General features: G+C 58.3%; 21 protein-coding genes. 17 read left to right on the forward strand and 4 right to left on the reverse strand.

Features of this window, described 5'->3' with window-relative positions:
• The 3 genes from DQG19_RS18980 to DQG19_RS18995 form a co-directional block, all read left to right on the forward strand.
• The coding region (locus DQG19_RS18980; protein WP_198661809.1) for a transposase at positions 1-359 on the forward strand (359 nt) is incomplete at its 5' end.
• A gap of 94 nt (positions 360-453) precedes the next feature.
• Entirely contained in the window at positions 454-921 is a 468-nt protein-coding gene (locus tag DQG19_RS18985) for an SMI1/KNR4 family protein (RefSeq protein WP_116127886.1), read from the forward strand.
• A gap of 1,069 nt (positions 922-1,990) precedes the next feature.
• The gene (locus DQG19_RS18995; protein WP_157974609.1) at positions 1,991-4,495 is read left to right on the forward strand and encodes an NB-ARC domain-containing protein; all 2,505 of its coding nucleotides are present in this window, start codon (positions 1,991-1,993) and stop codon (positions 4,493-4,495) included.
• 463 nt (positions 4,496-4,958) lie between these two features.
• On the opposite strand, the gene DQG19_RS19000 is transcribed toward DQG19_RS18995, so the two are convergent.
• Both DQG19_RS19000 and tnpA read right to left on the reverse strand, forming a co-directional pair.
• Positions 4,959-5,798: an IS3 family transposase gene (locus DQG19_RS19000; protein ID WP_116127889.1), complete on the reverse strand. Its 840-nt coding sequence runs from the start codon at positions 5,796-5,798 to the stop codon at positions 4,959-4,961.
• Positions 5,795-6,091 (reverse strand): IS66 family insertion sequence element accessory protein TnpA, encoded by a 297-nt coding sequence (gene tnpA / locus DQG19_RS19005; protein WP_116127239.1) that lies wholly within the window; start codon positions 6,089-6,091, stop codon positions 5,795-5,797. The genes DQG19_RS19000 and tnpA overlap by 4 nt, the downstream gene beginning before the upstream one ends.
• A gap of 380 nt (positions 6,092-6,471) precedes the next feature.
• Between tnpA and DQG19_RS19010 the strand changes: the two genes are divergently transcribed.
• From DQG19_RS19010 to DQG19_RS19060, 11 genes are all read left to right on the forward strand, one after another.
• On the forward strand, positions 6,472-7,269 hold the full coding sequence (locus tag DQG19_RS19010; protein ID WP_116127890.1) for a hypothetical protein: 798 nt from the start codon (positions 6,472-6,474) through the stop codon (positions 7,267-7,269).
• A gap of 50 nt (positions 7,270-7,319) precedes the next feature.
• The gene (locus DQG19_RS19015; protein ID WP_116127891.1) at positions 7,320-7,994 is read left to right on the forward strand and encodes a hypothetical protein; all 675 of its coding nucleotides are present in this window, start codon (positions 7,320-7,322) and stop codon (positions 7,992-7,994) included.
• Between the two features lie 5 nt (positions 7,995-7,999).
• Positions 8,000-9,037, forward strand: coding sequence for a polyprenyl synthetase family protein (locus tag DQG19_RS19020; protein WP_116127892.1), 1,038 nt, complete (start codon positions 8,000-8,002; stop codon positions 9,035-9,037).
• 15 nt (positions 9,038-9,052) lie between these two features.
• Positions 9,053-10,597, forward strand: a complete 1,545-nt coding sequence (locus tag DQG19_RS19025; protein ID WP_116127893.1) for an NAD(P)/FAD-dependent oxidoreductase — start codon at positions 9,053-9,055, stop codon at positions 10,595-10,597.
• Between the two features lie 18 nt (positions 10,598-10,615).
• Positions 10,616-11,200, forward strand: coding sequence for a hypothetical protein (locus tag DQG19_RS19030; protein ID WP_116127894.1), 585 nt, complete (start codon positions 10,616-10,618; stop codon positions 11,198-11,200).
• Positions 11,201-11,330: 130 nt separating this feature from the next.
• Positions 11,331-14,948, forward strand: coding sequence for a PKD domain-containing protein (locus tag DQG19_RS19035; RefSeq protein ID WP_116127895.1), 3,618 nt, complete (start codon positions 11,331-11,333; stop codon positions 14,946-14,948).
• Between the two features lie 309 nt (positions 14,949-15,257).
• Positions 15,258-15,455 (forward strand): hypothetical protein, encoded by a 198-nt coding sequence (locus tag DQG19_RS19040; protein ID WP_198661810.1) that lies wholly within the window; start codon positions 15,258-15,260, stop codon positions 15,453-15,455.
• A gap of 182 nt (positions 15,456-15,637) precedes the next feature.
• Positions 15,638-16,345 (forward strand): alpha/beta hydrolase, encoded by a 708-nt coding sequence (locus DQG19_RS19045; protein WP_116127897.1) that lies wholly within the window; start codon positions 15,638-15,640, stop codon positions 16,343-16,345.
• A 486-nt stretch (positions 16,346-16,831) separates the two neighbouring features.
• Positions 16,832-18,421 carry a family 43 glycosylhydrolase gene (locus tag DQG19_RS19050; protein ID WP_116127898.1) on the forward strand — a complete coding sequence of 530 codons (1,590 nt, stop codon included), beginning with the start codon at positions 16,832-16,834 and terminating at the stop codon, positions 18,419-18,421.
• Between the two features lie 151 nt (positions 18,422-18,572).
• Positions 18,573-19,952: a glycoside hydrolase family 105 protein gene (locus tag DQG19_RS19055; RefSeq protein ID WP_116127899.1), complete on the forward strand. Its 1,380-nt coding sequence runs from the start codon at positions 18,573-18,575 to the stop codon at positions 19,950-19,952.
• A gap of 60 nt (positions 19,953-20,012) precedes the next feature.
• Positions 20,013-21,326 carry a hypothetical protein gene (locus tag DQG19_RS19060; RefSeq protein WP_116127900.1) on the forward strand — a complete coding sequence of 438 codons (1,314 nt, stop codon included), beginning with the start codon at positions 20,013-20,015 and terminating at the stop codon, positions 21,324-21,326.
• A gap of 17 nt (positions 21,327-21,343) precedes the next feature.
• Here DQG19_RS19060 and DQG19_RS19065 read toward each other — a convergent pair whose 3' ends face one another.
• A complete protein-coding gene (locus DQG19_RS19065) occupies positions 21,344-22,282 on the reverse strand; it encodes a hypothetical protein (RefSeq protein ID WP_116127901.1) in 939 nt (312 codons plus the stop codon).
• A 214-nt stretch (positions 22,283-22,496) separates the two neighbouring features.
• The gene (locus DQG19_RS19070; protein WP_116127902.1) at positions 22,497-24,626 is read right to left on the reverse strand and encodes a hypothetical protein; all 2,130 of its coding nucleotides are present in this window, start codon (positions 24,624-24,626) and stop codon (positions 22,497-22,499) included.
• A gap of 171 nt (positions 24,627-24,797) precedes the next feature.
• Between DQG19_RS19070 and DQG19_RS19075 the strand changes: the two genes are divergently transcribed.
• From DQG19_RS19075 to DQG19_RS19080, 3 genes are all read left to right on the forward strand, one after another.
• Complete coding sequence (locus DQG19_RS19075) at positions 24,798-25,181, forward strand: nuclear transport factor 2 family protein (protein WP_116127903.1); 384 nt, start codon at positions 24,798-24,800, stop codon at positions 25,179-25,181.
• Between the two features lie 108 nt (positions 25,182-25,289).
• Positions 25,290-25,424, forward strand: coding sequence for a hypothetical protein (locus DQG19_RS21515; RefSeq protein ID WP_255418780.1), 135 nt, complete (start codon positions 25,290-25,292; stop codon positions 25,422-25,424).
• 109 nt (positions 25,425-25,533) lie between these two features.
• Positions 25,534-26,196: an outer membrane beta-barrel protein gene (locus tag DQG19_RS19080; RefSeq protein ID WP_116127904.1), complete on the forward strand. Its 663-nt coding sequence runs from the start codon at positions 25,534-25,536 to the stop codon at positions 26,194-26,196.
• The last annotated feature ends 51 nt before the right edge of the window (positions 26,197-26,247 follow it).

Here is a 26,247-nt window from a genome sequence, read left to right on the forward strand (position 1 = left end):
CGCTGGCGCGCAACCACCGGCGGCTGCAGGAGTGGCCGGAGGTCTACCCGAGTCGGCAAGCCATGGTTGAACACCCGTTCGGCACCATTAAGCGATCGTGGGGCGCCTACTTCACGCTGGTGAGGGGCCTGGAAGCGGTCGACGGGGAGTACAGTTTACTAGCCTGCTGCTACAACCTGCGGCGTAGCGTGTCTATAATCGGCGTTCCGGAACTGTTACGGCGGCTGAAGAGCCGTTTTTTGGCTGAAAATGGGCTCGTGTGGGCGTTCGTAGGGCCTCTTGGGAGCCTCGTAGCGGCATTATGCGGCCATTTTGCGGCGATACTGGATCGAAAGCCGGATCGGAGGAATTTTGCCTAGCTTGGGCGGGAGCTTTTGCACGGCCTCCCGTTGGGCGAAATGCCGACATTAGGCCGGCACAAATACAAACCAATAACTGTATAATTATACTTGAATGACATTTGAACGATTAGAAACGATATTATTACCAGCGATCAAAATTTGCCAAAAGCAAGCCATAGAGTTTAAAAAGATGTTTGGCGAAGACCTGTTGACTATTGGCCCAGTTCACGAATCCAGAGTTATTGAATTAGAAAGGCACATCAAGCAGTCAATTCCTGATTTTTACCGGAAGTTCCTTGAAAGATACAATCCACATGGGTTAGAGATAATGATGACAGGCATTTATGGACTAGAAGAAATCAGGAATGTTTACGATAACCACCATAGTGGCATGAATATCTTCAAGAACGGGTATATACCGATTATTGGCGATAACTCAGGAAACATTTTATGTGTCCGGTCAGACCAGAAAGAAAACGTTACCTTGTATATTGCTGATCATGAACAAGATTTTACCCTCGATGCATTTGATAGTCTTGAAAGATTTTTAGTAGAACTAGTCGATCAAAAATTGAATTGACAGGTGATGGTTAAATTTAAGTTCACTTGTTCATATTCCATTATCACATCACTAATTGCTTTAACCAGTATATTGCACTTCGCCGCATGTCTTTCAATTGAAGAGAAAAATGCAGAAAATGTGTTCAACACCAACTGCGAGATACGAGTGATTCAAACTTCCCAATACTCAAGAGTAAGTGGCGTTGATCTGCCAGGCTACTACTATTCAATTGCGGATACAACTTTTGTTGTATGGCTAACATGGGATCAACGAAGAATCATTGATAAATCTTGGCGAATGAGCACAAGAGCTTATTCAAGCCTATATGTTAATAAAATAGGGCAATCGACACTAGATACCCTGTCCAACACTAAGACTTATTCAGTATATGAGAATCGATGGAACGCCATATATAGGGTCCGTGAAGATTTGAACGATAGTTCCGTGACAATAACCTATCACTGCCCGAATTGACACAGAGATATGTTATACAAATATTGTTTTATTGACAAAGCTTATCAATTTTAAGCAATAAGTGAGAACACCAACTTAAAAGTAATTCGCCCAACACCGCGCCCAGCGTCAACCGGGGCTGGGCGCGGTGAAACTAGTGATTGCTATTGGCGTCCGGGTTCGTCCCGTCGTCAATGGCCCGAAAGCTCCCGCTGGTCGGTTTCGGTCCATGTCGCCGCGCCGCCCCCTCCTGGGTGTGGTTATAGTTGGTACCTTTGAATAAGAAATGCCCCGGTTGCGTGGGCGCAATCGTTGGGCGCCAGACCGCCATCAAAGGCGGTCCGAAGACAGCCGCTCTCGCCTCAAAATAAATGGTAGCAAGCTTATCAAGCTTGACGAACGATAACAAGTAGTATTGTTACGGTTGAAAGATACCCGTCCCAAATGCTACAATGAGCCTTACCTTTTTAGGTTCTATAATGTTTTTGAGCATTTCAGCAAAAAGTCTCCCTTGAAATGTGAAGTCCTGGAAACTTTGGATGATACAGCCTCACTAGTTACTTGTTACCAAGCTAGGTTTGAGACTCAGGTAATCATACTATTAGGGTTTTTATGGAACCTGTATATTGATAAATTGGATGAAGATTCAAGACAATATGTTTATCAATCGTTGAATAGGCCATCTATAGGGACTGTTGTCGAGTTGTGCAGGACTCTTGACATCGAATCAAAGTATTTAGGGAATTCAAACATCAATCAGTCACTAAATAAATATCCTCATATTCGCAACGAGTTTATAGGGCATGGATATGTATTTAAAGATGGTGTGAAAGAGCTGTGTTCCCAACTTAATGAGTTATCGCATATATTGGCGAAACACATAAGAATATTGAGTCAAGAATACGATCTTATTAGCGTGCAGAAACTTACCGATAAAGGATACAAAGGCATTAACTACCGAAACGATGGGCAAAAAGTTACTGCATGGTTTTATCCCAAATCAGACAACAATGCTCTCAAAAGTGATAGCCTCTATTTAGTAGATAAGTTCGATGATTTCCATAGGTTATCCCCTTTCATTTTAATATCTAATTTCGGAAAAAATATATACGTATTTTCTAGTGTTGACGAGTATTTAACTGGGCGAGTAAGATATAATCGATTACTTGAAACTGATAAATTTTCATTAGATTGTAAAGAGTTTGAAAATGTCAGCATGTCAAATGATGGATTAAAAAACAAATCAATTAACGGCACTATTCGGAATGTTTATAGGAATAATTTTAAGAAGTACATCGATACAGGGTTAAAAAAAGACATAGTTTCGTTTTTAAAGAAGAACGAAAGTTCTAACAGCGCTACAATTTGGGGTCATGGCGGAGTAGGTAAAACTGCGACTATACAGAGTATAGCAGACGATTTAAGTGCTGAACATGAAAAACACTTTGAATATATTATTTTCGTTTCTGCAAAGGACAGAAAATACGACTATATAAAGGGTTCAATTACAGAAATAGAAGATAATATATCTACATATATAGAGCTAGTCGAAATCATTAATCAAGTTGTTTTTGGGGTGAGCAACATGGATATAAATCGTATCCTTGCTTATGATGGTAAGATGCTGATTATAATAGACGATTTTGAGACATTTAGTTTTGAAGAGAAGGAAAACATAAAGTCATTTACAAAGCAGTTGAGTATTAATCATTTTAAGATTATTATTACCACTCGATCCAACACTACAATAGGTATTCAATTTCAGACTAACGAATTGTCAATACAAAAGACGACAGAATTTCTGAAGCAAACATTAGATAATGAAGGTATCCCACTCGGCCTTATTAGTACTCAACGGATTGATGGAAACAAGAAAAAGATTCATAATATTACTAGTGGACGACCATTATTCATTTATCAACTCGCATATGTAATTGCGAAAAAAGATTTAGAGACGGCCTTATCATACGATATAAATAGTACCAAAGCAGCAATAGAATTTCTCTATGGACGAATCTATAATTATCTAAGCGATACTTCTCAAGACCTGTTTATAGTTATGAGTGCTTTGGTTACAGAAAAAGACTTGAGTAATGTAATCTCAAAAGTTCAATATGCCCTAAATCTTGATAGTGACATTAAACACTTTAATGAGTCATTAGATGAATTAATTAAACTTAAAGTCATTGAAATTGACGATGATAGAAAGATTTTCACAATATATTCAACTGATATCTTAATTATAATGAAATCATACTTTGAAAAGCGATCCTCGTCTTTCAAAGGTAATGTTATGCAGCGCATAGCACAGGTTAACCAAGATAAAGATGTTGATATCGAGTATTCACTTCTTAAAACCGCTCACAACAATAGATTGACAAGGAATGAGGTAACAGTTATAGATAGCTATAAGCAGATCTTAAACCGAGCTACTGCCAGCAAAACTATAAAATTAGAAGCGATTCTTGCTCTTACTGCTTATCTGAATGAAAAAGGGCTTAGACGGGAAGCGTTAGACATTTTTGAGTTGCATAATCCAAAATTTATTGTAATTACTCAGAGCAGCCGAGCAGATAAAGTGGAATATGCAAACTACACTAAAATGTGGGCAACATATAGCTATGGTGGTGGAACATTCAAGGAAAAGCGTAAAGCAGTCAATATCTTAGGTAACTACATCTCAGTAGGCATAAATTATGATGAAAATATTGATTTAGAACTTGCTGGTCTACTTTTACAGTACCGTTCTTGGCTTTATATAGCCAACAAGCAAGAAAACCTTTCTAGGTTGCAATTTAAAGAGATAAATAAGGGGGAGTTTAGTAAAGTTAAAGCCGAATTGATTAAAGAATGTAAGGCAATATTTCATCGACATGGGAACCATTTAGTTCAGAAAGTAATGCAAATCAAACTTTCAGATGTATCTTCCGCAGCTAGACAAAATATTGTGATTGCCTTTTACAATTATGTGGAAGTACTAGTCGATTTAAACAAATTCCAAGAGGCTTTAAGCATATGCGACTATGTGCTAGATTACGGCCCCCAGCACTTTTCAGCACAGTTCAACCGTAAAAAGTCACATGTTGCAAAGAGGATGAAACATAAACGGCCGAGCATTAAGAAGCGCCCTAGAAGATAAATAATATATCGCCCAACATTGCGCCATCGTCAAGCCGGCGGTGGTGCTTTTGGGTGCCGACGATGCATTTATAAGCTACCTAAAGCTGGTAAAGATCTGCACTGCTGGTTGGTGGTATCCGGCCTGCGTAGGCGCCCCCGTTGGCGGCCATTGGCACTTTAGCCCGCGGCCTGATGCCAACTTAGTTGCGCATCTCCGTACCCGGGCTAAGGTCTGACCGGTAATCGCCGGGACTGCGCCATTCTGCAGCGAATCGACAAGTGGCGGGCTGAAGCCCGGCCACCTGCGCTTCGCTCCGCAGAAGGCGCAATCCGCCAGAGGAAAGCAGGGTGCACCGGCCACGTCCGCCAACACGGCGCCTACGTCAATCCGGGGGCTCCGTGGTCGAAGAGAAGCGTCGGGGTGACGGTAATGGCCATTGCGCCGGCGTTCTCAATGGTGCAAAAGCCCGTGTACGCTTCCCCTAAGCCGCAACCACTCTAAAGTAGAAATTCTCGTTGGCAATTTCGTAGGATTCCGGACTCTGGTAACCCAGGCTCCGGTGGGGTCGATCGTAGTTGTAGGTCAGTGACCACTGCTGGAGCTGGTCGTTGAGCTCATCCAGACTAGCGAACCAGCACTCATTCAAGCACTCAACCCGCAGCGTCTTGTTAAGGCGCTCGATCAGCCCGTTCTGGCTTGGCTTGCCGGGTTGGATGTGTTTGAGTTCGATAGCGTGGTCTGCGGCCCACTGCCGTAATTGATGACTGATGAACTCCGGGCCGTTGTCACACCATATGTAAGCGGGGCACCCGCGGACTCCCAGTAATTGATCCAGTACTTCGATCAGCTTACGCGCCGAGATACTGGGATAAGCCTCCGTCCACAGCGCCTTGCGGGAACCTTCGTCCATCACGTTGATGATCCGCACCGGCTGTTGCTGCGGACCGACCACCCAATCGCTGACAAAATCCATCGCCCAGCCCTCGTTGATCCCGTCGGGAGGCAACAGTTCCCGGTATTCCCGCCGGATCCGGGCGCGCTTGGGTGGTAAGCGTAGGTGAAGTCCCGATGCGGTCCAGATCCGGTAGACCCGTTTATGATTGATGACGTGGCCCTGATTACGCAGGTAGTAAAAGATCATCCAGAAGCCCCAGGCCAGGAAGCGTTGGGCGGTACGCTCCAGTAAATCCTGCAACTCCCAGTCCCGCTCTTCAAAGCGAAAGCCCAGGCGGCGGTGATGGTAGGTCTGGCGGCGAAAGCCCAGGACGCGGCAGTTGCGGCGCACACTTTGCCGACGCTGCTGCCTGATCTGATCGATCATTGCTTCTTGGCGTCCTGGGCTTGCCACTTTTTTAGCATGGCATAACCATCTGACAGGATGCCGTGATCAATACTGAGTTCGGCGTACATCTTCTTCAGCCGGGCGTTCTCCGCCTCCAGCTGCTTGAGCCGGCGCTTCGTCTCATCGGCCTCCTCGGCCTGTTCCTTCTTCCACTTGTAGAAGGTAGCCGCGCTGATCTGATGCTGGCGACAGAGATCGGCTACGCTGGTCCCGGCGTCGTGCCGGGCCAAGATCTCAAGCCTCTGGGTGGGGGTAAACTTGCTTTTCCGCATGGTAAAACCACTTTTGACGGGTGAACTAATTTAGGGTTAGTTCTACTTTTGGATGGTTGCACTTTTGGGGAAGCGTACACCATCTACCGCTGCCGGCTCCTGGGCGTTAGGTACTCGACCTGGCCCCCACCCCTCAAGCATTTCTTCAAGCCGGGATGTAACGCTCACCATCGCCAGGTAATACAGATGCAACCGGACCACCGTAACGGAAGGTACGGAAACTGCCCACCCGGATGGACCGCTTCCATTACCTAAGACAGTAGTGATCCCCCAAGCATCACCAGTTCTAGGGATTGTTATAGGTCATAACATTTAAAAGTTGCTTTGGTCACCTATAAAGACTAAGTTATAATCCAAATCACCCGGAAAATTTCTCTGCCATGCCTGAACAGCACGATGTAAAGATTCTTCAGTGGCCCAGCAGCAACGCACTATTGGAACACCGCTTCCAGCTCGACGAGCCCTGCCCGGTTGCCATCATCTTCGATGAGAAGCCTGCCATGGTCAAAGTTACTGCCACCCCGGAGCAGCCGGTCCACATGAAGATGGACATGGACATGGACATGAACGTACGGGCACGCGAACCCTTCCCCGTTTGTATCCGCATCTGTGAGCCGATCTGCGCGGTCAGCGATTATACGGTCGGTCTGAACTTGCTGGGCCAGCCGCTTCTCCAGATCGCCGTGAAGGGCACCACCACCCTGGGAGACTGTAAACCGGAGCGGGAGCGGACCACCTGCGTGGATTTCGCCGGCCGTAAGCCGCAGGAGACCGTACCGCCTCCCCTGAACGTAGGTATTGTCAGCATCACCCCCCTCGCCGAGGAGGGTACCCTCCAGATGGTTTCCTTCATATCCGAGCCCGAGAAAATTCAGCTGCTGATCCCCGATCGGGGTCTGCGGTTCCGCTTCGCCCAGCCCGTAGCGGATGTGCGCATGAAGGTCGCCAGCTTCGGCGGTCCGGTGCTGGAAGCCACCGCCCTTTCCGCCGGGGTAGTTACCCACTCTGCTGCCCACAACGTGGGTAGCCTAGCCCGGGAAATTCTAGTGCCGGGAGACAGTATCGACACGATCACCCTGAAGGGGGGATCGAATGAGGCAGTACTCATCGAAATATGCTATTCGCGCGGCCGCGCAGCGGGCTCATCTCCGACTGGCCCGGACGTGACCCTTATATGATCCGCCCGTAAACCACCCGTCTTCTCACCCACCTTTCAAACTACCTATCCATGTCTACGAACCATTCCACCAAGCCGGGTTCGGACACCTTCATGGGCCGGATGGATGCCGGCCGCTTCGTCGCCGGCGCCAGCAGTATCGTCAGCCGGGCCGTCGACATCCTGGAAGAAAACCTGGCCGAGGGCATCGTCGTCGCCAAACGCCTGGAACGCAAGGTCATCGACGTCGAGCAGGCCCGGGGTACCGATGATCAGGCCGTGATGAACCGCTTCCGCAAGGATGCGCACGAGGCCCTCGATATCTTTTTCGACGCCCTCTCCACGGCTACCCACTCCCTGAATACCCTGGTCGAACGCGTCGCCGAAGCACAGCCTTCGCCCCCTCCAACCACCGCTGCCAAAGCTCCGGTACTCTCGCCGGAAACTCCCCTGGCGGCCGGCGAAAAAACGGAGATTCCCCTCCGCCTGGAAAATGATAACCGGGAGCGGGAAATGGTGGTCGAATTCCGGTCCGCCGACCTCACCACTCCCGAGGGTACCGCCCTCCGGGGCCGGAATATTCGTTTCTCCCCCAAAAAACTGCGGATCCCACCCGGCGGACGGGGGGAAATGACCGTACTGGTAACGGCCCCGAAGCGGGCCGCCGCGGGCCGCTATTCCGGATTCATTGAGGACAAATCCATCGCCGGACTCCGGGCTACCCTTGTAGTGGACATCAGCACCTAGCTACCATGACGGCCTCACCCTACACCACCCTACAGCAGGGTCTGGCTACTTACCAGGCCCTTACCGCCGAGCGGCTGCACGCCTATATCCCCCGCACGGAGCCCCGCCGCTTCCTCTACGACCTGGTCAACGATTACCCCCAACGGGGTGGCAAGGGCTTTCGCCCGGGCCTCTGCATCGCCACCTGCCAGGCCTTGGGCGGCCACCTGGAACGAGTACTCAACTCGGCCGTGGCCCTGGAACTGTTCCACAACGCCTTCCTGGTGCACGACGATATCGAGGACGAGAGCCTTCTCCGTCGCGGCCGGCCGACCATGCACCAGAGTTACGGGACCGGTATCGCGATCAACGTCGGAGACGCCATGAACGTGCTTAGTATCCGGCCACTGATGGATAACCTGCAAACGCTCGGCCCCAACCTGACCTGGCGCATTTTCACCCAGATCGAGCATATGGTCCGCCAGACCGTCGAGGGGCAGGCGCTCGAACTCGGTTGGCGCCGTGAGAACAGCCTGGACCTGACTGAGCGGGATTACCTCAACATGATCCTCAAGAAAACCTGCTGGTACACCTGCATCCATCCCATGCGGATCGGCGCGCTGATCGCCACGGGTGACGATACCGACCTCGAACGCTTCAACCGCCTTGGGTACTACCTGGGGGCGTCCTTCCAGATTCAGGACGACCTGCTCAACCTGGTCGGTGACGTCGAACGCTACGGGAAGGAGATTGGCGGCGATCTGGTGGAGGGCAAGCGTACGCTAATGCTGATCTACCTGCTGCGGGACTGTAGCGCCGCGGAGCGAAAACGCCTGGAAACGCTGCTGCATCCCGACCGGCACGTTGCCGACGCCGAGCTGATCCACGAGATCATGGGCCTGATGCACAAGTATGGCTCCATCCCGGAGGCACAACGGGCGGCCCGCCAACTCGCCGGTGCGGCTCTGAACGAGTTTACCCGCCTCTTCGCGGGGGTAGCCGCCTCTCCGCATCGCGACTTCCTGCAGGATTTTGTCCTCTACATGATTCAACGTAACCACTAACCACGCCCGGCTACCATGATTACCCTCCAACAAACCCAAGCTGCGGACTGCGACGTACTCGTGGTCGGCGCCGGGCCCGGCGGTGCAGCTACGGCCACCTACCTCGCCCGCGCCGGCTGGCGGGTGACCCTGATCGACGCCGCGACCTTTCCCCGCGACAAGGTTTGTGGCGACTTCGTAGGCCCCGTAGCGCTCGACGAGCTGAACCGACTTGGACTGACGGGCACCGCCGGCTTTCCCCGCACCAACGTGGTCACCCGCGCGGCCTTCCACCTCAACGGCAAGGAATTGCTGCGGCGGGACCTCCCCGGCGGCGCGGAGGGCCTGCCGCCCTACGGACGGGTCATTCCGCGGTTACTGCTGGATGATTGGATCCTACGGGGGGCGGTGAACGCGGGTGCCGGGTTGGTGGAGAATTGCCGCTTTCTCAGCTACGCCACCGACGATGACGGGGTGACGGTCATGACGCGCTACCGGGGGGAGGAACGTCGGTTCCGCACCCGGCTCCTGGTGGCCGCCGACGGCAGTCACTCCTCGGTGGGCCGCCAGCTAACGGGGAACAAGTACCCCGCAGACAGCAAGATCGTGGCCGTGCGGGCCTACTGCGAGGGCGTCACCGGGGCTGCAGAGCAGGCCGACCTCTACTTTAACGGCGACAGCTTCCCGGGCTACTACTGGTACTTTCCCACCGGACCGGATACGGCCAACCTGGGCGTCGGGATGGTGCTGGAAACGCTACCCCCGTCGGAGGATCACCTGAAGGCACTGCTGAAGGACGTCATGGCCAACGACCCAGTACTGCGGGCCCGGCTAAAGGACGCGCGGATCGTGGGGAAGGTGCTGGGCTGGCCTTTGTCCACCTACGACCCCGGATACCCCATCTTCGCCGACCGGATGCTGCTGGTGGGGGATGCCGCCGGCCTAATCAACTCCCTGAACGGGGAGGGCATACAGTACGCGCTACTGAGCGGCCGGTGGGCAGCCGAGGCCGCCGCCGAGTGCCTGCGTGCCGATACCCTCGATGCGGCCGCACTCGGTCGCTACCGTCGCCGGGTAATGGATGAAATCGGCTACGACCTCGCCCTCTCCCGGCTTATCATCCAGTTTATCCGGAACCGGCAACTCAACCCCCTGTGGCTCAAACTGCTGGAGATCATCGTCACCCGCGCCCGGCAGGACGACGGCTACGCCGATACCGCCGGGGGCGTGCTGGCGGGTACGGTACCCGCGAAAGAAGTACTCAGCCCGGATTTTCTTATAAAGACAATTTTTCAGGGTGGCGTTACACTGGGCCTGGATGGTGTAGCGGAAGTTTTGCGCGGACCGGTGCGGTGGGGCCACCTCCTACGGGACTCCGCCCGCTTTTCCGCCCGCCTGGGCCGTCACGTGGCCGAAGATCCCCGGGGCTACGCCCGGTGGGTCACGGGAGTCGCCCGCGACGGCCTTGGGCTGGCCGGCAGCGCAGTCGCCGACCTGCTACCGACGCGACCGCCGGACCGCACCGAAAGGGTATCCCCGCCACCGGCCGTCAACCTGATCGATACACTACCCACCTCCTGATTCCAATTGCCGACAACCATGGAAAAGAGAACTACCATCACCACCTATCCCGAACTCCGCGAGCGGGCTCCGGAGATCGTCGCGGCCCACGGCGACGATCCGCGCCTGGCCACCGCCGCCCTGGCAAATCCGGTCCTGGCGCTGGAGGCGGCCGGGTACGACCTGGCCCCGGACCTCCGGGAAACGCTGGAAGAGCGCCTACGCTTCGGCGAGGTTAACTACAAGCGATTACTTGACATCCGCAAACAACTGCGCGCCAGCGGTGGGGGAGCGGTCGATCCCCTGGACCCGGTCGCCACCCACGCCCTGATCGACCGCCTCAGCGATCGCTCCCATCCGTATACGCCACCCACCAAGTCCTCCCGGTCCCTCAAGATCCAGGCGGACGAGCTGCACGAAGCGCCCGGTCGCGACGACCTGGAAGACCGGCTGGAGGAACACCCCCTCGTTGCCGAAGTATTGGAATACCGCCGCATCTACCGTACCTCGCCGCCGTTCGCTTCCCGCGACGACTTTCAGCGACTGATGGAGGTCGACCTGACCTGCAACGGAACCATCCGGCTCCAAGACGTCCGCTTCAGCTACCGACAACCTGGGGCGTAGACCGGTCGGTGCATTCTCCGCACCCGCGCACGCGCCATCCCCTGAATTTCTCGTATCCGACAGCACAGTGCCGCCCCCCCCCCCCCCCGCGGACGGCCACCGTAGTGCTGCCTCCCAAACGCAAACCGTCATGGCCAACACCCAAGGATTTGAAATCGTATCCGAACTAACCCAAACTACCCTGCTCAACCTGCTGCGCGCCGCCTGGAAATCGGCCGACGACGACAGCGGTGAAGGGGTGATCCCCGAGATGATGAGTATTCCCCCGGGAACCAGTTTCGGGCCGTACAGCGTGCGCGCCGGGACCGTGCAGATCCCGCAAGACGGACTCGGACTGGAGATGAACGTCCCCCTCGATGGCATCGACGTGCTGCTGAACGACGTGCTGTTTCACGTGGAGATCGAGGACCCTCCCGTGGAATCGGCCACCTTCTTCGACCTGCGGGCCGACCTGCGGATCCCGACCCCCATCCGGGCGCTCGACGAAACGGACGTGTACGCCGTCTTTGAGGACCTAGCTCCAGACGCGGTGGGGGTGACGATTACCAGCGGCGATCCCATCGGACCGATCACCGCGGCGGCGGTAGAGGAATACATCTACGGCAAATTTGCCGATCCTTCCTTCGTGCGCATCATCGATTCCGTGCCGGTCAACTTTCCGCCCTACTCCATGACGGCACGTCTGGAGCTCTACGGCGACCCGAATACCCCCGGTCAGCAGATCGGCGTCAGTTTTCCATCGGCTGATGTCATCGATCTTGCCATTCCCTGTTACCTGCGCCTGTACAACATCACGGGAGGCTCCGGCATTACCGCGCTTAAGACACCGATGGGGACCAACGGAACCCTCCGCGTGACCGCCCCCTACGGAACCGACGCCGCCGGGGTGACCGCGGGCTTCGGCAGCGCGGTGGTCGCCCTGGAAAATCTGCAACCCGCCACCGACCCCACCGAAGCGGCCAACTACGCCGCCAACAAGAACCTGCTGAGTTTTGCAGGCTACGACCTGGACGCGCTCATTATCGGTGCCTTCGCGGCAACCGCCACGAGCCACATCCGTACCCAGATCGGTGACGTAACCGTACCGGTACCCTCCCTCGCGGGCATCGAGCAGTTCATTAGCCAGCAAGTGCGGTCGGAGCTCGTTAACCGCCGGCGCATCTTCATCTGGCGACCGGATCCGCCGACGGACGGGGACGTTACCGTTTCGGACGTCACGGTTGCGGCCCTGAGCGACGCGCTCGCCCTGGGACTGAACGCCGGTGGCGGGGCCAATGCCGACGCCCTGGTCAATTTCGTGCCCGCCGACCGGGATTTCGCCGTTGCCCTCTCCGCCCAGCGGGTCCTGGCCGCCCTGGAGGAAGTGAAGTGCGAAACCTTCGGAAGCCTTTGCGGTCCGAACCCCTCCGCGCACACCTTGGACGAGCGGATTGAGGGCAAGACCGTACGGCTCAATCGCCTGGAGTTCAGTCTGCGTAACGGATCCATCCGGATGGAAGGGTCGGTTACGGTCGTGGACGCCCTCCTGGGGTGTATTGACGTCGACGCTACCTTTTCCGCGGACGCCGGACTGCGGTGGATCGATAACGCCGACGGTACCCAACGTATCGAGCCCTTCCTGATCGGCGACCCCGATACCGATCTACCGTGGTACGCCTGGCTGCTGGCCATCCTGACCGGTCTGCTCACCATTGGCGTCGTTGGGGCGATCATCGGCGTGGTCATCGTGGCCATTGTCGAAAACGTCGCCGAGAAGATCGGGGCCCGGGTCGCACGGGACGAGGTAAGCGACCAGCTTAAGGTTCTTTCCGCCTGGCCCCAGAACCTGGATAATATCGGGGAGGTTGAAGCCCGCTTCCTCAACGACATCGGGATCTCCCCCGACGGTATTCTCTTCGCGGGCAGCATGCTGATCACCAGCGTCCACGCCCTGACACTCAGTTCGCCGGCGGCCGGCAACGGACCCTACGCCGCGGTCGGGGGGCAACTGGTCAACTTTAACGGGGGGACTTCGGTGGCGGATACGCAGGTGCGGTGGGACTTCGACGACGGGCAGGCGGCACTGACCCGTAATCCCGACCACCGCTACGGGAAGAGTGGACTCTACGTAGCCAAGCACCGGGTAGAAGTCACCCAGGAGGGGGGCGTCACGACCAATTACTTCGCGGCCGTCCGGGTCACGAACGTGGCGCCCGTCGTACAGCTGCCCGCCGAGCTGCACCTGCTGGAGGGGGAAAACTTCCGCATCACCGGGACCTTCACCGACCAGAACTGGCTCGATACCCACACCGCGGAGGTTGATTTCGGGGACAACACCCGGCCCGCAGCCGCCTCCGTCACCGAAACCCACAACGAACCACAGGCCGAGGGCGAGGCCACCGCCGAACACGCCTACTGCGACAACGGAACGTACACGATCCGGCTTCGTGTACGCGATGACGTGGGGGCGATCGGTACGGCCACGATGCGTGCCATCGTCGAAAACGTGGCGCCCACCCTGGAACTACCGGCCCGCCTAAATACCCTGGTCGACCAGCCCGTCCGGCTGCAGGCAAGCTTTACGGACCCCGGCTGGTGCGATACCCATACGGGTGAGTGGGATCCGGGCGACTGCAGTCCACCGCGCGCGGCCGTTATCGAGCAGACCTGCGCGGCACCGGCCACGGAGGGGACGGCCGGTATCGTGCACTACTACCGAAGCTGCGGCCGCTACGAAAGCCGGCTGACGGTAGCGGACGATGACGGTGCCACGGCCGAGGCCAGCCAGATCGTGAACGTAAACCGTCTGGTAAACCCTGACTTTGAGGAAGGCTTTTACCTCGTGCCGGAGGTGGGGCGCAACGAGTTGCGCGTCGCCAACGGTTGGCGGCCGTACTACGCCCACCTGGCGTCCATCACACCGGATAGCGAGTCCGGCAAACGTATCCGGATGGAGGCGCGGGAAATGGAAGTCAGCCAAAGCCGCCGCGCCCAGGCCGTGCTGACCGAGGGGGCGGTGATTGCGGGAATCATGCAGACCGTCCGGGTCAATCCGGGTTGGGAATATGAATTCACGGGGGCTTTCCACCTGCCGCACGAGGTTTCCAGCGCACGTATGCGCCTGGGGATCCACCCCTCGGGTACGACCAACCCGAAGGCGCCGGCCGTACAGTGGGTGTCGGCGCCGGCCGGGGGGCACTGGCGCAACCTCTCTACGCGCATCCGGGCGACCGGTGGGGAGATCACCGTTTTCATGGGCCTGGAGGAGTGGCGGTACGGCATGAATACGGTATTTCTGGACCGTGCCCGACTGTACCAGATCCAACCGACCGACTGCCCGCCCCCGCAGGAAGCGCCCGAGGAACCCACCTGCCTGGATTTTTCCACCTTTGAATTTGGTACCACCTTCGAGCGGGCGTTTACCTTCCACGACTTTGTACTGTCCCCGGTCAGCGGACCGCTGCGGATAGTGGATTACGGCGCCCCCCCCGAAGAGCTGAAACTAGCCTTCGGGGACAAGGGGGTGGAAATTACCTTTCCCCGCGCTACGGATGCCTTCTCTCTCCTGGTCAACAACTACGCCGGGCGAAGCCTGGAGGTCAGTTTGCTCCGCGAGGGGGAGGTGACGGAGCAGCGCGTGGAGATAGTCTACCAGGATGCCAAACAATTCATCTACACCAGCCCCGGCACCACGGGCGTACGCGTCGCCGGTGGAGGAAACGAAGCCGCCGTGGTCCGGATCTGCCTGGACGTAGTCCCGCCGGGCTGACCCGGAGGCCGGCGGAAGGGTAGGGCAGGGCAGCGAAGAGAGAACTCCGGTAGCTCTCCCGCCGGGATAGGCGATAAAAATTCGTAAAAAGCTTGGAGGTTTGCGCCGCGAAAGGGTTCGCCCCCTGCCAATCATTTGGTATTACGGTACGCGCAGCGGCCGAAGACAACGGCAATTAGGGGACCCTCGTGACGTCGATGTCACCAGCGGAGAGGCGGAACGATTTCCCGCAAGGAGCTGTGCCACGAAAACGGGGTCAACCTCATCTATGCCACCGCCCCCATCTTCCGCGAGGCCAACCCGGGCTGGGTGGCGCGGATGCGGGAACTGACCCAGCCCCCGACCTATTTCTACGCCCACGATGTAGCGGAGGAGGCCTACCGCGACCCCACAAACTTCGCCGCTCACAGCCACCTCAACACCGGGGGCGCAGAGGTGTATACCCGCGACATCATTCAATTCATGCGTACGGATAACCTGGTACCCGATCCCCACGGAGAACGGTAGCGCCCCCCAACGATCTGCCACCGCACCCGCGGCCCCGCCATAAATTGAGTGCGGGGCGGACGCGGGTGCCATGACCGGGATCTTCCGCCCGTCCCGTACCTTGGAGGCCGGCGAAAGTGCGCCTCCCGTACCCGCACGGGTGCGGCCTTTCCGTATTACGCTCACCCCCAGAGAATTATCCCATGACACGTGAAGAACTAGAGAAAACCGACACCGGCAGACTCGCCTCCTTTGAGGGCCGCAATAACCTGCTGGTTTCCTTTGGGGGCATCCAGCAGGGACTTGGGATGCCCGTATTTGAATTCTTCAATTCGATCTCGGATATACCCTGCGACAAGATCTACCTCCGGGATTTCCACCAGGCGTGGTACCAGAAGGGGGTCGACGCGGAACTGGACCACGTGGACCAGGTGACGACTTACCTGCGGGATACCATCCGGGAGAAGAACTACGACAACGTCTGTTTCCTCGGCAATTCCATGGGGGGCTACGCGGCTATCCTTTTCGGTACGCTGCTCAACGTGGATACGGTGATTTCCTTCGCCCCGCAGACCTTCATCGGGCGCTTCCGGCGGCTGCTCACCTTCGACCGTCGCTGGTCGGGACAACTATCCGATGTTTACGCCTACGATCGGAAGCGACCCGAGTACTTCGACCTGAAGGAGCAGTTGGCGGCGGCGGCCCCCTACGCTACCCGCATCAATCTTTACTATTCCCCGCAGCACCGTCTCGACCGCAAGCACGCCGAGCGTTTGCGGGAATCGGCAAATGTCACCCTTCACCCGGTAGATGAGGGGGGCCACGCAGTGGTCAAGGTGATCCGCGACCGGGGGGAACTGAAGTCCCTCATCCAGAATACCTTCCAGCAGGCCCGGAAACCCGGTAACTAGCAGGGGCTGGGGTAGGGAAGAAGGGGAGGGTCGCAAATAAAGCGGCCTGCTCCCGTACCAATCGATCACTAAGCAGATTGCCGGCCCACGGCCGCACGGAAGCGTGTCGTTCGCCCGGTAACAGGCAGAAGGTGGGTGTGCGGCGAATCGCACCAGATAGGGAAGATCTACCCAAGGCTGGACAGCTTATAACTGACCAGCTCACACCGATTGGCGCTGCCGAAATTCCCCGGGCGGTAGCCTTCCGTAGCCGGTGTGGGGGTGGTGGTAGTTGAAGTCCTGGGGGAAGTGACCTCAACTCCAAAACCGCCTCCCCATCGGACCTGCGATGCCCGCGAAGGGTGGGAAACCGACAATCGAATCGGTAACTTGATCCGTCAGCGACCGCAAACGGCCGAGTCCGCTAATTTTTTGTCTACATTGAATGGGCACCAAGCCCGTTTTCCTTCGCGTCCACACGCTTTCCCACCGAATAGAAAAGTACCTATGAACCTCCGACAACTGCTTTTGGCCATCTGTGCAACCGGTTTCATCCTTTCCTCCGCCACCGCCCAGTACGCGCCCATCAGGAACGATACCTTCTGGGATACTGAAAGCGGCGAGCCCCTGTACAGCCAGGGTGGGGGGATCTTCAAATTTCCCGATCCGGAGACCGGAGAAGAGAAATATTACTGGTACGGGGTACATTACAAACAGGCAGAACTGTACCGGGAGGATCCCTCCGTCACGCAGGACCGGAACAACTTCGAGGGCGTAAATTGCTACTCGTCTACCGACCTGGTCAATTGGGAATTTGAGGCGGACGTGCTCACCCCGGACGAAGTATTCGGGGAGGCGGAACGTCGTTACGGCTGGCTCGGTCGCATGGGCGTAGCGTACGTGGCGGAGGCCGACCAGTACGTCCTCATCATCCAGCACAACGCCCGGGTACTCTTTGCGGTGGCGGATTCTCCGCTCGGACCCTTCAACGTGAGTCACCACAAGAGCATGGAGGAGTGGATCGGAACCTCCAACACCGGCGATCAGACGGTCTTTACCGACGAGGATACCGGCAAATCCTACCTGGTGTACAGCTACGGAAAGGGCCGGCACAAAATCTTCATCTCCGAGATCGGTTTGCAGAACGACACCCTTACGCTGCTGGACTACAAGCAGGTATTTGCGGGTAACGGCCGCGAGGGCAACTGCATGTTTAAGTACCGGGGCAAATACTACCTCGCGGCGTCCCAGCTGTACGGATGGGACGGGTCACTTCCCTACTTCCTCGTAGCTGACGACATCATGGGGCCCTACCTCCCGGAAAACGATATGCAAGTATTCCCCGGGGCGGAAGAGGATTACGCACACATCTCCCAAACCGGCTTCTTTTACACCGTACGGGGCACCGAAGAGGAAACGGTAATCTTCTGCGGCGACCGCTGGGCCAACTTTGCGGGCAACGGCCTAGGCTACAATCAGTGGGTTCCGCTCTCCTTCGATGAGTATACCCCCTACTTCAACTCCCTCAACTCCTGGTTGCTAAACGAAGAAACGGGCGAGTGGAAAGTAGCCGATGACAACAACTACGTCAAAAATCCCAGTTTTGAGGCCGACCGGAAATTGATGCCCAGTACGGTCAAGCCCGTACAGACCCGACTGATCGGCTGGATAACCGAGGTGCTGGCCGGTACGGAAATTTCCCTTGATTCGCTCTCACCCGTCCTGAACCACGAGAATAGCCGGGCCGAGCGCCAACGTGTCGTCGGCGAACGCAGCCTGAATATCAGCGATAGGGTAAGCTTTAAGCGAAACGTACACCAGACCATCGCTTCCTCCCCGTACGTCGTGCTTCCAAACGGACGGTATACACTCACCGCCAAGGTCAAAAACAGTGAAGGGTTCAACGCCCTGGAAATGTACGCCGAGTCGGGGGGAGAACGGTTCAGTGTAAGCGTGACGGAAGCAAACGAAGACTGGACCACCCTCCGGATCGACGCGATTTTGGTCACGGACAACCAGGTTGAGATTGGATTTCTGGCGGATGGCCGCGCCGGCGCATTCTGCCGCGTGGACGACGTCTCGTTCGTCCTGGAATAGTCACCGGGTTCCTTGGCTGATCATTGCAACCGATAGCAATTTATCAATCCTACCTATCTTACTGACGGCTCCCGCACCGTCCCGCGCTGCTGCCGTAGCGGTGGCTGCCGGGCCCGCCGGAAGGGCGGTGGCCGTAAAACTTACACCGATCATGCACAAGTACATTTTTTCCCTGGCCGTCATCCTGGGTTGTTGGGTGCCGCTCCGCGCACAGCAGACCGACGCCAATACCCCGCTTCACCTTTCCCGGCCCGACTACCAGGTTCCCTACGGGATACCCTCCACGGAATCTATTGCCGGGGTGCTGGACCGGGTATACGGCTACCTGGAGGAGGCCTCGCCGGCGGCAGTGGTCCACAGCGGGTCGGGGGAACCGATCAGTGACTTCTCTACCCTCCGGGCCTCGGACGACATCGCTTTCCAGCAGGCCGACTTCCGCCTCGTCAGTTACGAATGGGGAGTGACCTACGCCGGCATGCTTGCGGCCGCGGCCAGCACCGGGGATGATAAGTACGCCGACTACGTCAACCGCCGTATGGCACTCCTGGCCGATCTCCACCCGGTGGTTTCGCGGCTGGAGGCGGAGGACCCCTCCTTCCGGCATCCCATGCGGTCCGTGCTGCACCCCCACGCCCTGGACGATGCCGGGGCCATTTGCGCGGCCATGATCAAGGCCAAGCGCGCCGGATTCGGGGGCGACCTGGACCCCATGATCGAGAATTTTGTTTCCTACATCAGCGACGACCAGCAACGGCTTGCCGACGGTACTTTCGCCCGCAACCGCCCAATGACCAATTCGCTGTGGCTGGATGACCTGTTTATGAGTGTGCCAGCCCTGGCGCAGGCCGGTGAATACACCGGTAATGCGGCCTACTTCGACGATGCGGTACTTCAGGTCCTGCAGTTCTCCGAACGGATGTTCAACGAAGAAAAGGGCCTCTACATGCACGCCTGGATCGAGGGGACCGACCACCATCCCCAGTTCCACTGGGGGCGGGCCAACGGATGGGCCATCATGACGATGGTGGAACTGCTCGAGGTGCTGCCCGAGGATCATGCCGGCCGGGAAGAGGTGCTCGCCTACCTCCGCAAGCACATCGCCGGACTGGCCAGCTACCAGTCTCCGGAGGGGCTATGGCACCAGTTGCTGGACCGGAACGACTCTTACCTGGAAACCTCCGCCACGGCCATCTTCACCTTTGCCATCGCCCGCGCGATCAATAGAGGATACATCGATGCCCGCGCCTACGGTCCGGTGGCCACTCTCGGGTGGAACGCCGTCACGACCAAGGTGAACGGCAGGGGACAGGTGGAAGGTACCTGCGTGGGCACCGGCATGGGCTTCGATCCGGCCTTCTACTACTACCGGCCGGTGAACGTGTACGCCGCCCACGGCTACGGACCCGTGCTGCTGGCCGGCGCCGAAATGATCACCTTGCTTGAGAACTCCTTCGCGCGGATGAACGACAGCGCGGTGCAGTTCTACGACCATGAGATCCCCGGCGACGCACCCATCTTCGAGGAGAACTAGTACCCTCACTCATTCACTCACTCACCCGTACCGTCCCGCAATCCGACCAACTCCCGACCCATGCTTCGCCACGCCATTCCCGGACTTTTAATCTTGCTCCTCGCCATCGTCACCGTCCCGCTGGGCGCCCAGATCGGGACGCGCTTCCCGTCCGAGCGGCAGGTCATCGCGGACCCCGTGACCGGTCACGAGTTGATCTTTCTGACCGGAGCCGGGGGCGGAGATTCCAAGATATACCCCACCCATAATCAGTGGACCGCCGACGGGGAGTGGCTCATCTTCCGCTCCGACCGCGTGGCCGGTGAGGCCATGGCCGTCCACGAAGCCAGCGGTGCGCTCGTACAGGTTACTGAGGGCGGCTACGTGGGCATGCTGACCGTCGCCAGGAAGGAGATGAAGCTGTACTTCATGCGTAAGGCGGCGGGGGACCGGGAAGGGGCCATGGAACTTGTAGTCGTGGACCTCGACCGGCTCTTTGCCGATAGTGAGTCCGGGGATCTGCGCGCTGCCGGTACCTACCAACACACTATCGGCACGATCCCCGCTTCCTGGGGCGCCCACGGTGACCTCGCGCTGGACGCCGAAGAAGACCGGCTGTACTTCCGCACCGGTGCGGAACACGCCGCCGAATACCTGGCCGAAGGAACGGAGCTGGAAGCGGACTTTGGGCCCCGCGGTATGGGGGCCGGTCCGGGGGGCATCGCCCAGCTGGACATCGCGACCGGAGCGATCAGCCACGTGGTGTCGGTGCCGTTTCAAGTAGGGCACATACAGACCAATCCGTGGGTAGCGGGACAGATCATTTTCTGCTGGGAAACCGGCGGCAAATCTCCCCAGCGCACCTGGATCGTTCAGGCGGACGGCTCCGGGCTGCGGCCGCTGTATCCCGAAGCCGATTACGAATGGGTGACCCACGAAGCCTTGATCGGCCCCGACGAGGTCGCATTTGCCATCATGGGGCACCGCAGTATCGATGCTTCCGACCAGGGAGGGCCGGGGCAGGAGAAGGAGTGGGGGCCCAGTGGTACCCGAGAGAAGCCTACCGGTCTCGGGATCGTGAACATCACCACGCGGGAAATGAAGATCGCCGGGCAAACGGATGCGGGTAGCGGGCTCTGGCACGTACACGGTTCCCCAGACGGGCGCTTTGCGGTGGGCGATGATTTTTCCCGTAGCGTATACCTCATCGATCGGCATACCGAGGAAATGATGCTCTTGTCGACGGGGCACAAGACTACCGCGGCCGATCACCCGCACCCCACTTTCAGTCCGGACGGGACCAAAATCGAAATCCAGTCGGCCATGCTGGCCGAAGACGGTCGTACCCTAAGTATCTGCATCATTCCCGTGCCGGACGCGTGGCTGAGCCGCTGAGCGCTCCGGCTAGCTGTTTACGTGCGCGTAAAGAACCGACTGAGGAAGGAGGCTGTCCGGATCGCCATCCGTTTGCGCTCCGCCTTTGACTCCGGGAACAGGCGGATCGGATGGCTGACGTGCTGCCAGTAGAGCTTGTCCGCGAAGCCCGGTCGCTGACCGGTCGAGATCAGGTTGCGCAGGTAGTTCTTCTGCCACGGCTTGCTGCGGCCGGCGGCATGCGACATGACGTACCCGAATTTGCCAAAATCCATCGCGTCGCGGCCCATGATGCTGACGTGCTCCGTCAGGTCCTTGGCCACGTTGAGGGCATCCTGGTCCATAAAGTGGAACATATTCCACCGGTCCGCGATGCCGATGCGGTCCTGCCGTCCCGTATTGAGCTTCATGTGCTCTTGAATGGTCTTCCAGAGACCGGCGAAGTCCCGGTACCGGCGGTTAATGCCCACGAAGCCGCCGTTGACGTAGACGTCGTCCTTGGGTACGTAATCGATGCCGAAACCGGCGTAGTACTCAGCCCACTGCCGGCGGAGCGGGTGGCTGGTATGTACCGGTGAGTTCATATCCTCGCACAGGGCCACGCCCCCCCGGGCCCACTCCTCGAAGTGTTTCGGCGCGGCCTTCACCACAATATCGCAGTCGATATAGAAGACGTTCTCGATCGTATCGCCGAAGCGTTCCCAAACCTGCTCGATAAGCTGGGGTTTGATGTTGGCCAGCATCTCGTCGGTGCCCTGCCGTACGAAGTGAATGGACATCCCCTCCGCCACGTCATAAATCGCGGTGCCGCTGGCGTCGGGGCTGATCCCGTTAGTCCACGGGGGCAGCGGACCCCGGTAGCCGGCGTACAGTACACCGCGGTAGCCTTGATGATAGAGGGAATTCGCGAGGGCGCCGACGCCGAGGTGGTAATCACGCTCGAATACCGTACAAAATACGCTCTGGGTAGGGGTCATCGTCGGACGTAAGTCTCTGGGTAAGTATCTTTCATGAGGACCGTTGTACCGCGTCCGCAGGGTGCGGACGCGGCTCGACAGGTTATTAACCGGTCTTACCCCGCCAGTAGTACCCGGCTGCTGTCCTTTTGGACAACCTTCAGGTGGTCGGGTACGGACACTCCAGGGCCTCAACGGATGATTGGAGGCTAAGTTCGGAACCCGGGCGTAAGGATCAGGGCAGGCCGTGCAGCCCATCCCACCGGATGGCCCAGCCCGCCGGAAAACCCCCATCCGCCATGAGGGCCAGTGCCGCGAGCAATCCACCGTTACCCGGCAGGTACAGGCGCAGATTGTCCCGCTGGTAGTTGTGGCCGTTGGGCAGGTAGCTGTTTTTGGGTACGTCCATCAGCAGGGCATCCACGGCGCGTTCCGGTTCGCCCAGGCGGGTGGCGGTGAAGGCCGTGAGCGGGAAGTCCCACCCCCAGGTGTCCTCCCAGTGCCATATCCGCCAGATCGTGTCCAGGGTCCGGCGCATCGTAGCCGTGTCGAGCCCCTCAGTGGCGGGCAGCAGGCCGTAGGCGGCGAGTACGCTCGGGTGATCCGTCAGGTACCGCTCGTTGGTGTAGGAATCGGGGGCCGAGGCCGCCGCCAGGTAGATACCGTCGGCCCGCGGCAGGGGACTGAGGTCCCGCAGCACGGCGTCCCACTCCGGGCGGCGCGCGAGGTCGCGGCGCTCCCGCCACGCCTGGGCGGTTTCCAGGCCCCACCGCCAGTAGGCGAGCTCAAAGGTGGTGTTGATGGTGGTATCCGCCCCGAAGCGCTCCTGGGCGGCGATGACCCCCGGTCCCAGCACGCGCTCCTGCCGCGTGGAATCGTAGTATGCGAAGTCCGCCATGAAATCCGCCGTGGCCTCTACCAGGGGCGCGTAGGTCTCCAGCAGGGCGGTATCCGGCTGTAGTTCGTACAGCAGCTCGGCAAAGTAGATGGGGTGCGGTTGCTGCCAGAGGAGGTAGGAACCGATGGAGGAAGAGGTCTCCCCGCCGGCGGGGTCGGTCATTTTCTGCCAGCGTACGCCCGCAAACCCTTGACGCTCGGCAATGGCGCGGGCGCCGGGCAGGGCGGTGAAGTACCAGTCCAGGTACCGCCGCAGCACGTCTTCCTCGCCCCAAAGGGCAAAGTGAACGCCGTGCCACCAGGCCATTTCGAGGTGGGGCTTCCCGTACCACGAGTTGTAGGTCAGGCCGGTTTCCTGCGGCGGTACGCTGCCGCTCGTGTTTACGTGGGTGAGGTAGCGACTGAGCACCATGCGGCGCTCGAGTTCGTACGCGCGAGGGTCGTCCACCGCACCGAAGTCGATGATGCCGTTGGTGTTCCAGTAGGTATGGTAATCCGCCGCTATGGACGCGAAGGGGTCGGGCGCGGACGCGGGTGCAAGGTCTTCCGGGGAAGGAGCAAACGCTACGGTGAACGTCCATTCCTCCGTCGGTTGCAGCGGTCGCCAACGGTAGCCGTCAGCCAGGGAATCCAGCTCCAGCGCTCCGTCTGCCGAACGGAAACGGGTGACGTAGGAGGTGGTATCGATCCGGCGGCGTACCTGCCAGCTGCCCGCGTCGAGCCGGGTAGCCGTAAGCCGGTCCGCTTCGTCGGGGGCGAAGGTCGCCGCCTCGTCCAGCCATTCTCCGGTAGGGTAGGGGTAGCGTACGGTGGCGGCCAGCCGTCCGGCGCGGAGGAGCGGGCTGCGCACCGTGACCACCAATTCGTCGGCCTCCTGCCGGGCGGCGGTAGTGACCTCTACGGGCGTTCCCCCTACGGTGAAGCGGCTCACGATCCGCCCGTTCCAGAGGTCGAGCTCCTGGGTGATGTCGGTGATGTCCCCGGGCGTTACGGGTGTTCCAGATTGGGTCCGGATGTCCCAGCCGATGCTGCCGAGGTGCATCCGGTGCGGGTTCTGCCGGAGGTAATCGGCTGCCCGGGCGGCGCGGTCTTTCGTGGACCACTGTACGGCGTACGGGATCTGGCGTCCGTGGGAAGCGGTGTAGCGCAGGGTTTCCTCGATGCGGTAGCTGCTGTCCGTGGGAAAACTGTGCCACCCCCACTCGGAAAGGGTACCCAGGGAGATACCCGATGCGTACCGCTGGGGGAAGGTCTGCAGCCCGGTGGCGTCCACCGTCACGGCAAATCGCCCGTTGCCCACCGTCAGGGCATTCATCGGATCGAGGTCCGTGATTTCCACGTGGTGCCGCTGGACGATGGGCTGCCGGTCGAGGCCCGGCGTAGGCTGTCCCCGGAGGGACACGGATACGCTCAGGAACAACAGCAGCAACAGGGCACCGACCGGTCGGGTGGGGGAGAAGTGGGTCATGGTGAAGCGAATGATTACGGGAAGGTACGTCGTTGCAACCGGTTTACATTTTCGTTCGGTGACGGTGAAAGTCATCTTCGCCCGGAGGTGTATACTGCTGCGTCGGGTAGCGGCGACGGAACTTTTCGCTACCCCGGCCGGATTACAAGGATGTAAATCAACTCTCCCGCCATGACCGAAGACGAAAAGATCCGACTGGTACGTCAATACCTCGCCGCCTATAACCGCTTCGACGTACCCGGTATGCTGGAAGTCCTGCACCCCGACGTCCGCTTTGAGAACGTGAGCGACCGGGCCACCACCTTGGCCACCGAGGGCCGGGCCGCTTTCGCCGAGCAGGCGGAACGGGCGGCACGTATGTTTTCCGAACGGGAACAGGGGGTTACCGCGATCACGTCCGTCGGGGACAGCCTTGAATTGGCCATCGACTACACGGGGGTACTGGCCGAGGGTATTCCCGGCGGACCGCCGGCCGGCCAGCGCATCGAACTGACCGGTACCGCTACATTCTCCTTCCGCGACAGGCTGATCAGCCTGCTGCGGGACGAGAGCTGATTCGCGCAACTTTTCGACCTCAGCCTTTAACCGCATACGAAGGAGCCACCCAAACCGTTAGATAGCCAGCCGCTTATCGGCTACGCCATTCACCTAATTTCCATCCATATGCTGGTAATTCTACCCATCCTGCTCATTTTTACTCTCCTGGTCATCATTCCCGTACTCGTGTCGATGATCCTTTTCCGCACCCTCGAGGCCAAGCGCCTCGCGAAGCGCGTACCCGTCCGGGTAGAACGTTAACCCGCCCGGCCGGGCGGTACGCCTTAGTGCTGCCCGCCCGGCCGGACGCCTGTCGTCTAGCTACCATCGCGCTCCTCAGCGGGCCGATAGATCATTCCAATCACTCCTCATGAAATTTACCTTTACCCCTGCCTTTCTGTGTTTTATCGCCCTGTCCTTTCCGCTGCTCGTACGGGCGCAGGAAACGGCGCCCGCGCAGTTCTCCATCGGTCCTTCGGTGGGGTACGAGCAGTTGACCTACCGGACAAGCCTGGACAACAGCGACGAGATCATTACGTCCGATGCCTCCACGCCAGCTCTGGGCCTCAGCCTGCTCTACCACCCGGGTAGCCGGGTAATGCTCCAGGGCCGCGCCGTCCTTAACAAAGCCAAGTTCTCGGTCACCCAGCGCGTCACCGAGCCCGAGATTGGTACCGGCTTCCGCCGGTGGGATTACGTGAACAAGAGCCTCGTCGTGGAAGCCACCTTCCGCTATTCCCTGACCCCCGCTCCCACCGGACCCTTCGTGGAAGCCGGCCTGCGTGGGGGACTGCCCATGAAGAGCAGAATGCGCCGGACCTTCGACACCGGGCCCGCCGTCATCATGGAGGGTTCCGAGGAACTCAATGGCGTAGACTACGGCCTCGTCGTGGGAGCCGGCTACCGCCTCGGTGCCTTCGAAGCGCGCGTACAGGCCTCGGCCAACGACCGGGCGGGCTACGATGGAACCTTCAGCCACCGGCAGCTGGGTGCCCACCTCACGTATTACCTGCCGCTGCTTCCCCTCCACTAGTTCAGCGCGCGCGGGGGACCACCAATACGTACCCGGAAGCAAGATGCCGCA

This window comes from Lewinella sp. IMCC34183 (genome assembly GCF_003390915.1).
Classification (GTDB): domain Bacteria; phylum Bacteroidota; class Bacteroidia; order Chitinophagales; family Saprospiraceae; genus Neolewinella.

Bases quoted from the DNA above. Each gene is read 5' to 3' on its own strand.
- DQG19_RS19020 (WP_116127892.1), top strand. From the start codon at position 8,000: ATGACGGCCTCACCCTACACCACCCTACAGCAGGGTCTGGCTACTTAC.
- tnpA (WP_116127239.1), bottom strand. From the start codon at position 6,091: ATGCGGAAAAGCAAGTTTACCCCCACCCAGAGGCTTGAGATCTTGGCC.
- DQG19_RS19070 (WP_116127902.1), bottom strand. From the start codon at position 24,626: ATGACCCACTTCTCCCCCACCCGACCGGTCGGTGCCCTGTTGCTGCTG.
- DQG19_RS19065 (WP_116127901.1), bottom strand. From the start codon at position 22,282: ATGACCCCTACCCAGAGCGTATTTTGTACGGTATTCGAGCGTGATTAC.
- DQG19_RS19055 (WP_116127899.1), top strand. From the start codon at position 18,573: ATGCACAAGTACATTTTTTCCCTGGCCGTCATCCTGGGTTGTTGGGTG.
- DQG19_RS19050 (WP_116127898.1), top strand. From the start codon at position 16,832: ATGAACCTCCGACAACTGCTTTTGGCCATCTGTGCAACCGGTTTCATC.
- DQG19_RS18985 (WP_116127886.1), top strand. From the start codon at position 454: ATGACATTTGAACGATTAGAAACGATATTATTACCAGCGATCAAAATT.
- DQG19_RS19000 (WP_116127889.1), bottom strand. From the start codon at position 5,798: ATGATCGATCAGATCAGGCAGCAGCGTCGGCAAAGTGTGCGCCGCAAC.
- DQG19_RS19080 (WP_116127904.1), top strand. From the start codon at position 25,534: ATGAAATTTACCTTTACCCCTGCCTTTCTGTGTTTTATCGCCCTGTCC.
- DQG19_RS19060 (WP_116127900.1), top strand. From the start codon at position 20,013: ATGCTTCGCCACGCCATTCCCGGACTTTTAATCTTGCTCCTCGCCATC.
- DQG19_RS19075 (WP_116127903.1), top strand. From the start codon at position 24,798: ATGACCGAAGACGAAAAGATCCGACTGGTACGTCAATACCTCGCCGCC.
- DQG19_RS21515 (WP_255418780.1), top strand. From the start codon at position 25,290: ATGCTGGTAATTCTACCCATCCTGCTCATTTTTACTCTCCTGGTCATC.
- DQG19_RS19025 (WP_116127893.1), top strand. From the start codon at position 9,053: ATGATTACCCTCCAACAAACCCAAGCTGCGGACTGCGACGTACTCGTG.
- DQG19_RS19035 (WP_116127895.1), top strand. From the start codon at position 11,331: ATGGCCAACACCCAAGGATTTGAAATCGTATCCGAACTAACCCAAACT.
- DQG19_RS19030 (WP_116127894.1), top strand. From the start codon at position 10,616: ATGGAAAAGAGAACTACCATCACCACCTATCCCGAACTCCGCGAGCGG.
- DQG19_RS19010 (WP_116127890.1), top strand. From the start codon at position 6,472: ATGCCTGAACAGCACGATGTAAAGATTCTTCAGTGGCCCAGCAGCAAC.
- DQG19_RS19045 (WP_116127897.1), top strand. From the start codon at position 15,638: ATGACACGTGAAGAACTAGAGAAAACCGACACCGGCAGACTCGCCTCC.
- DQG19_RS19015 (WP_116127891.1), top strand. From the start codon at position 7,320: ATGTCTACGAACCATTCCACCAAGCCGGGTTCGGACACCTTCATGGGC.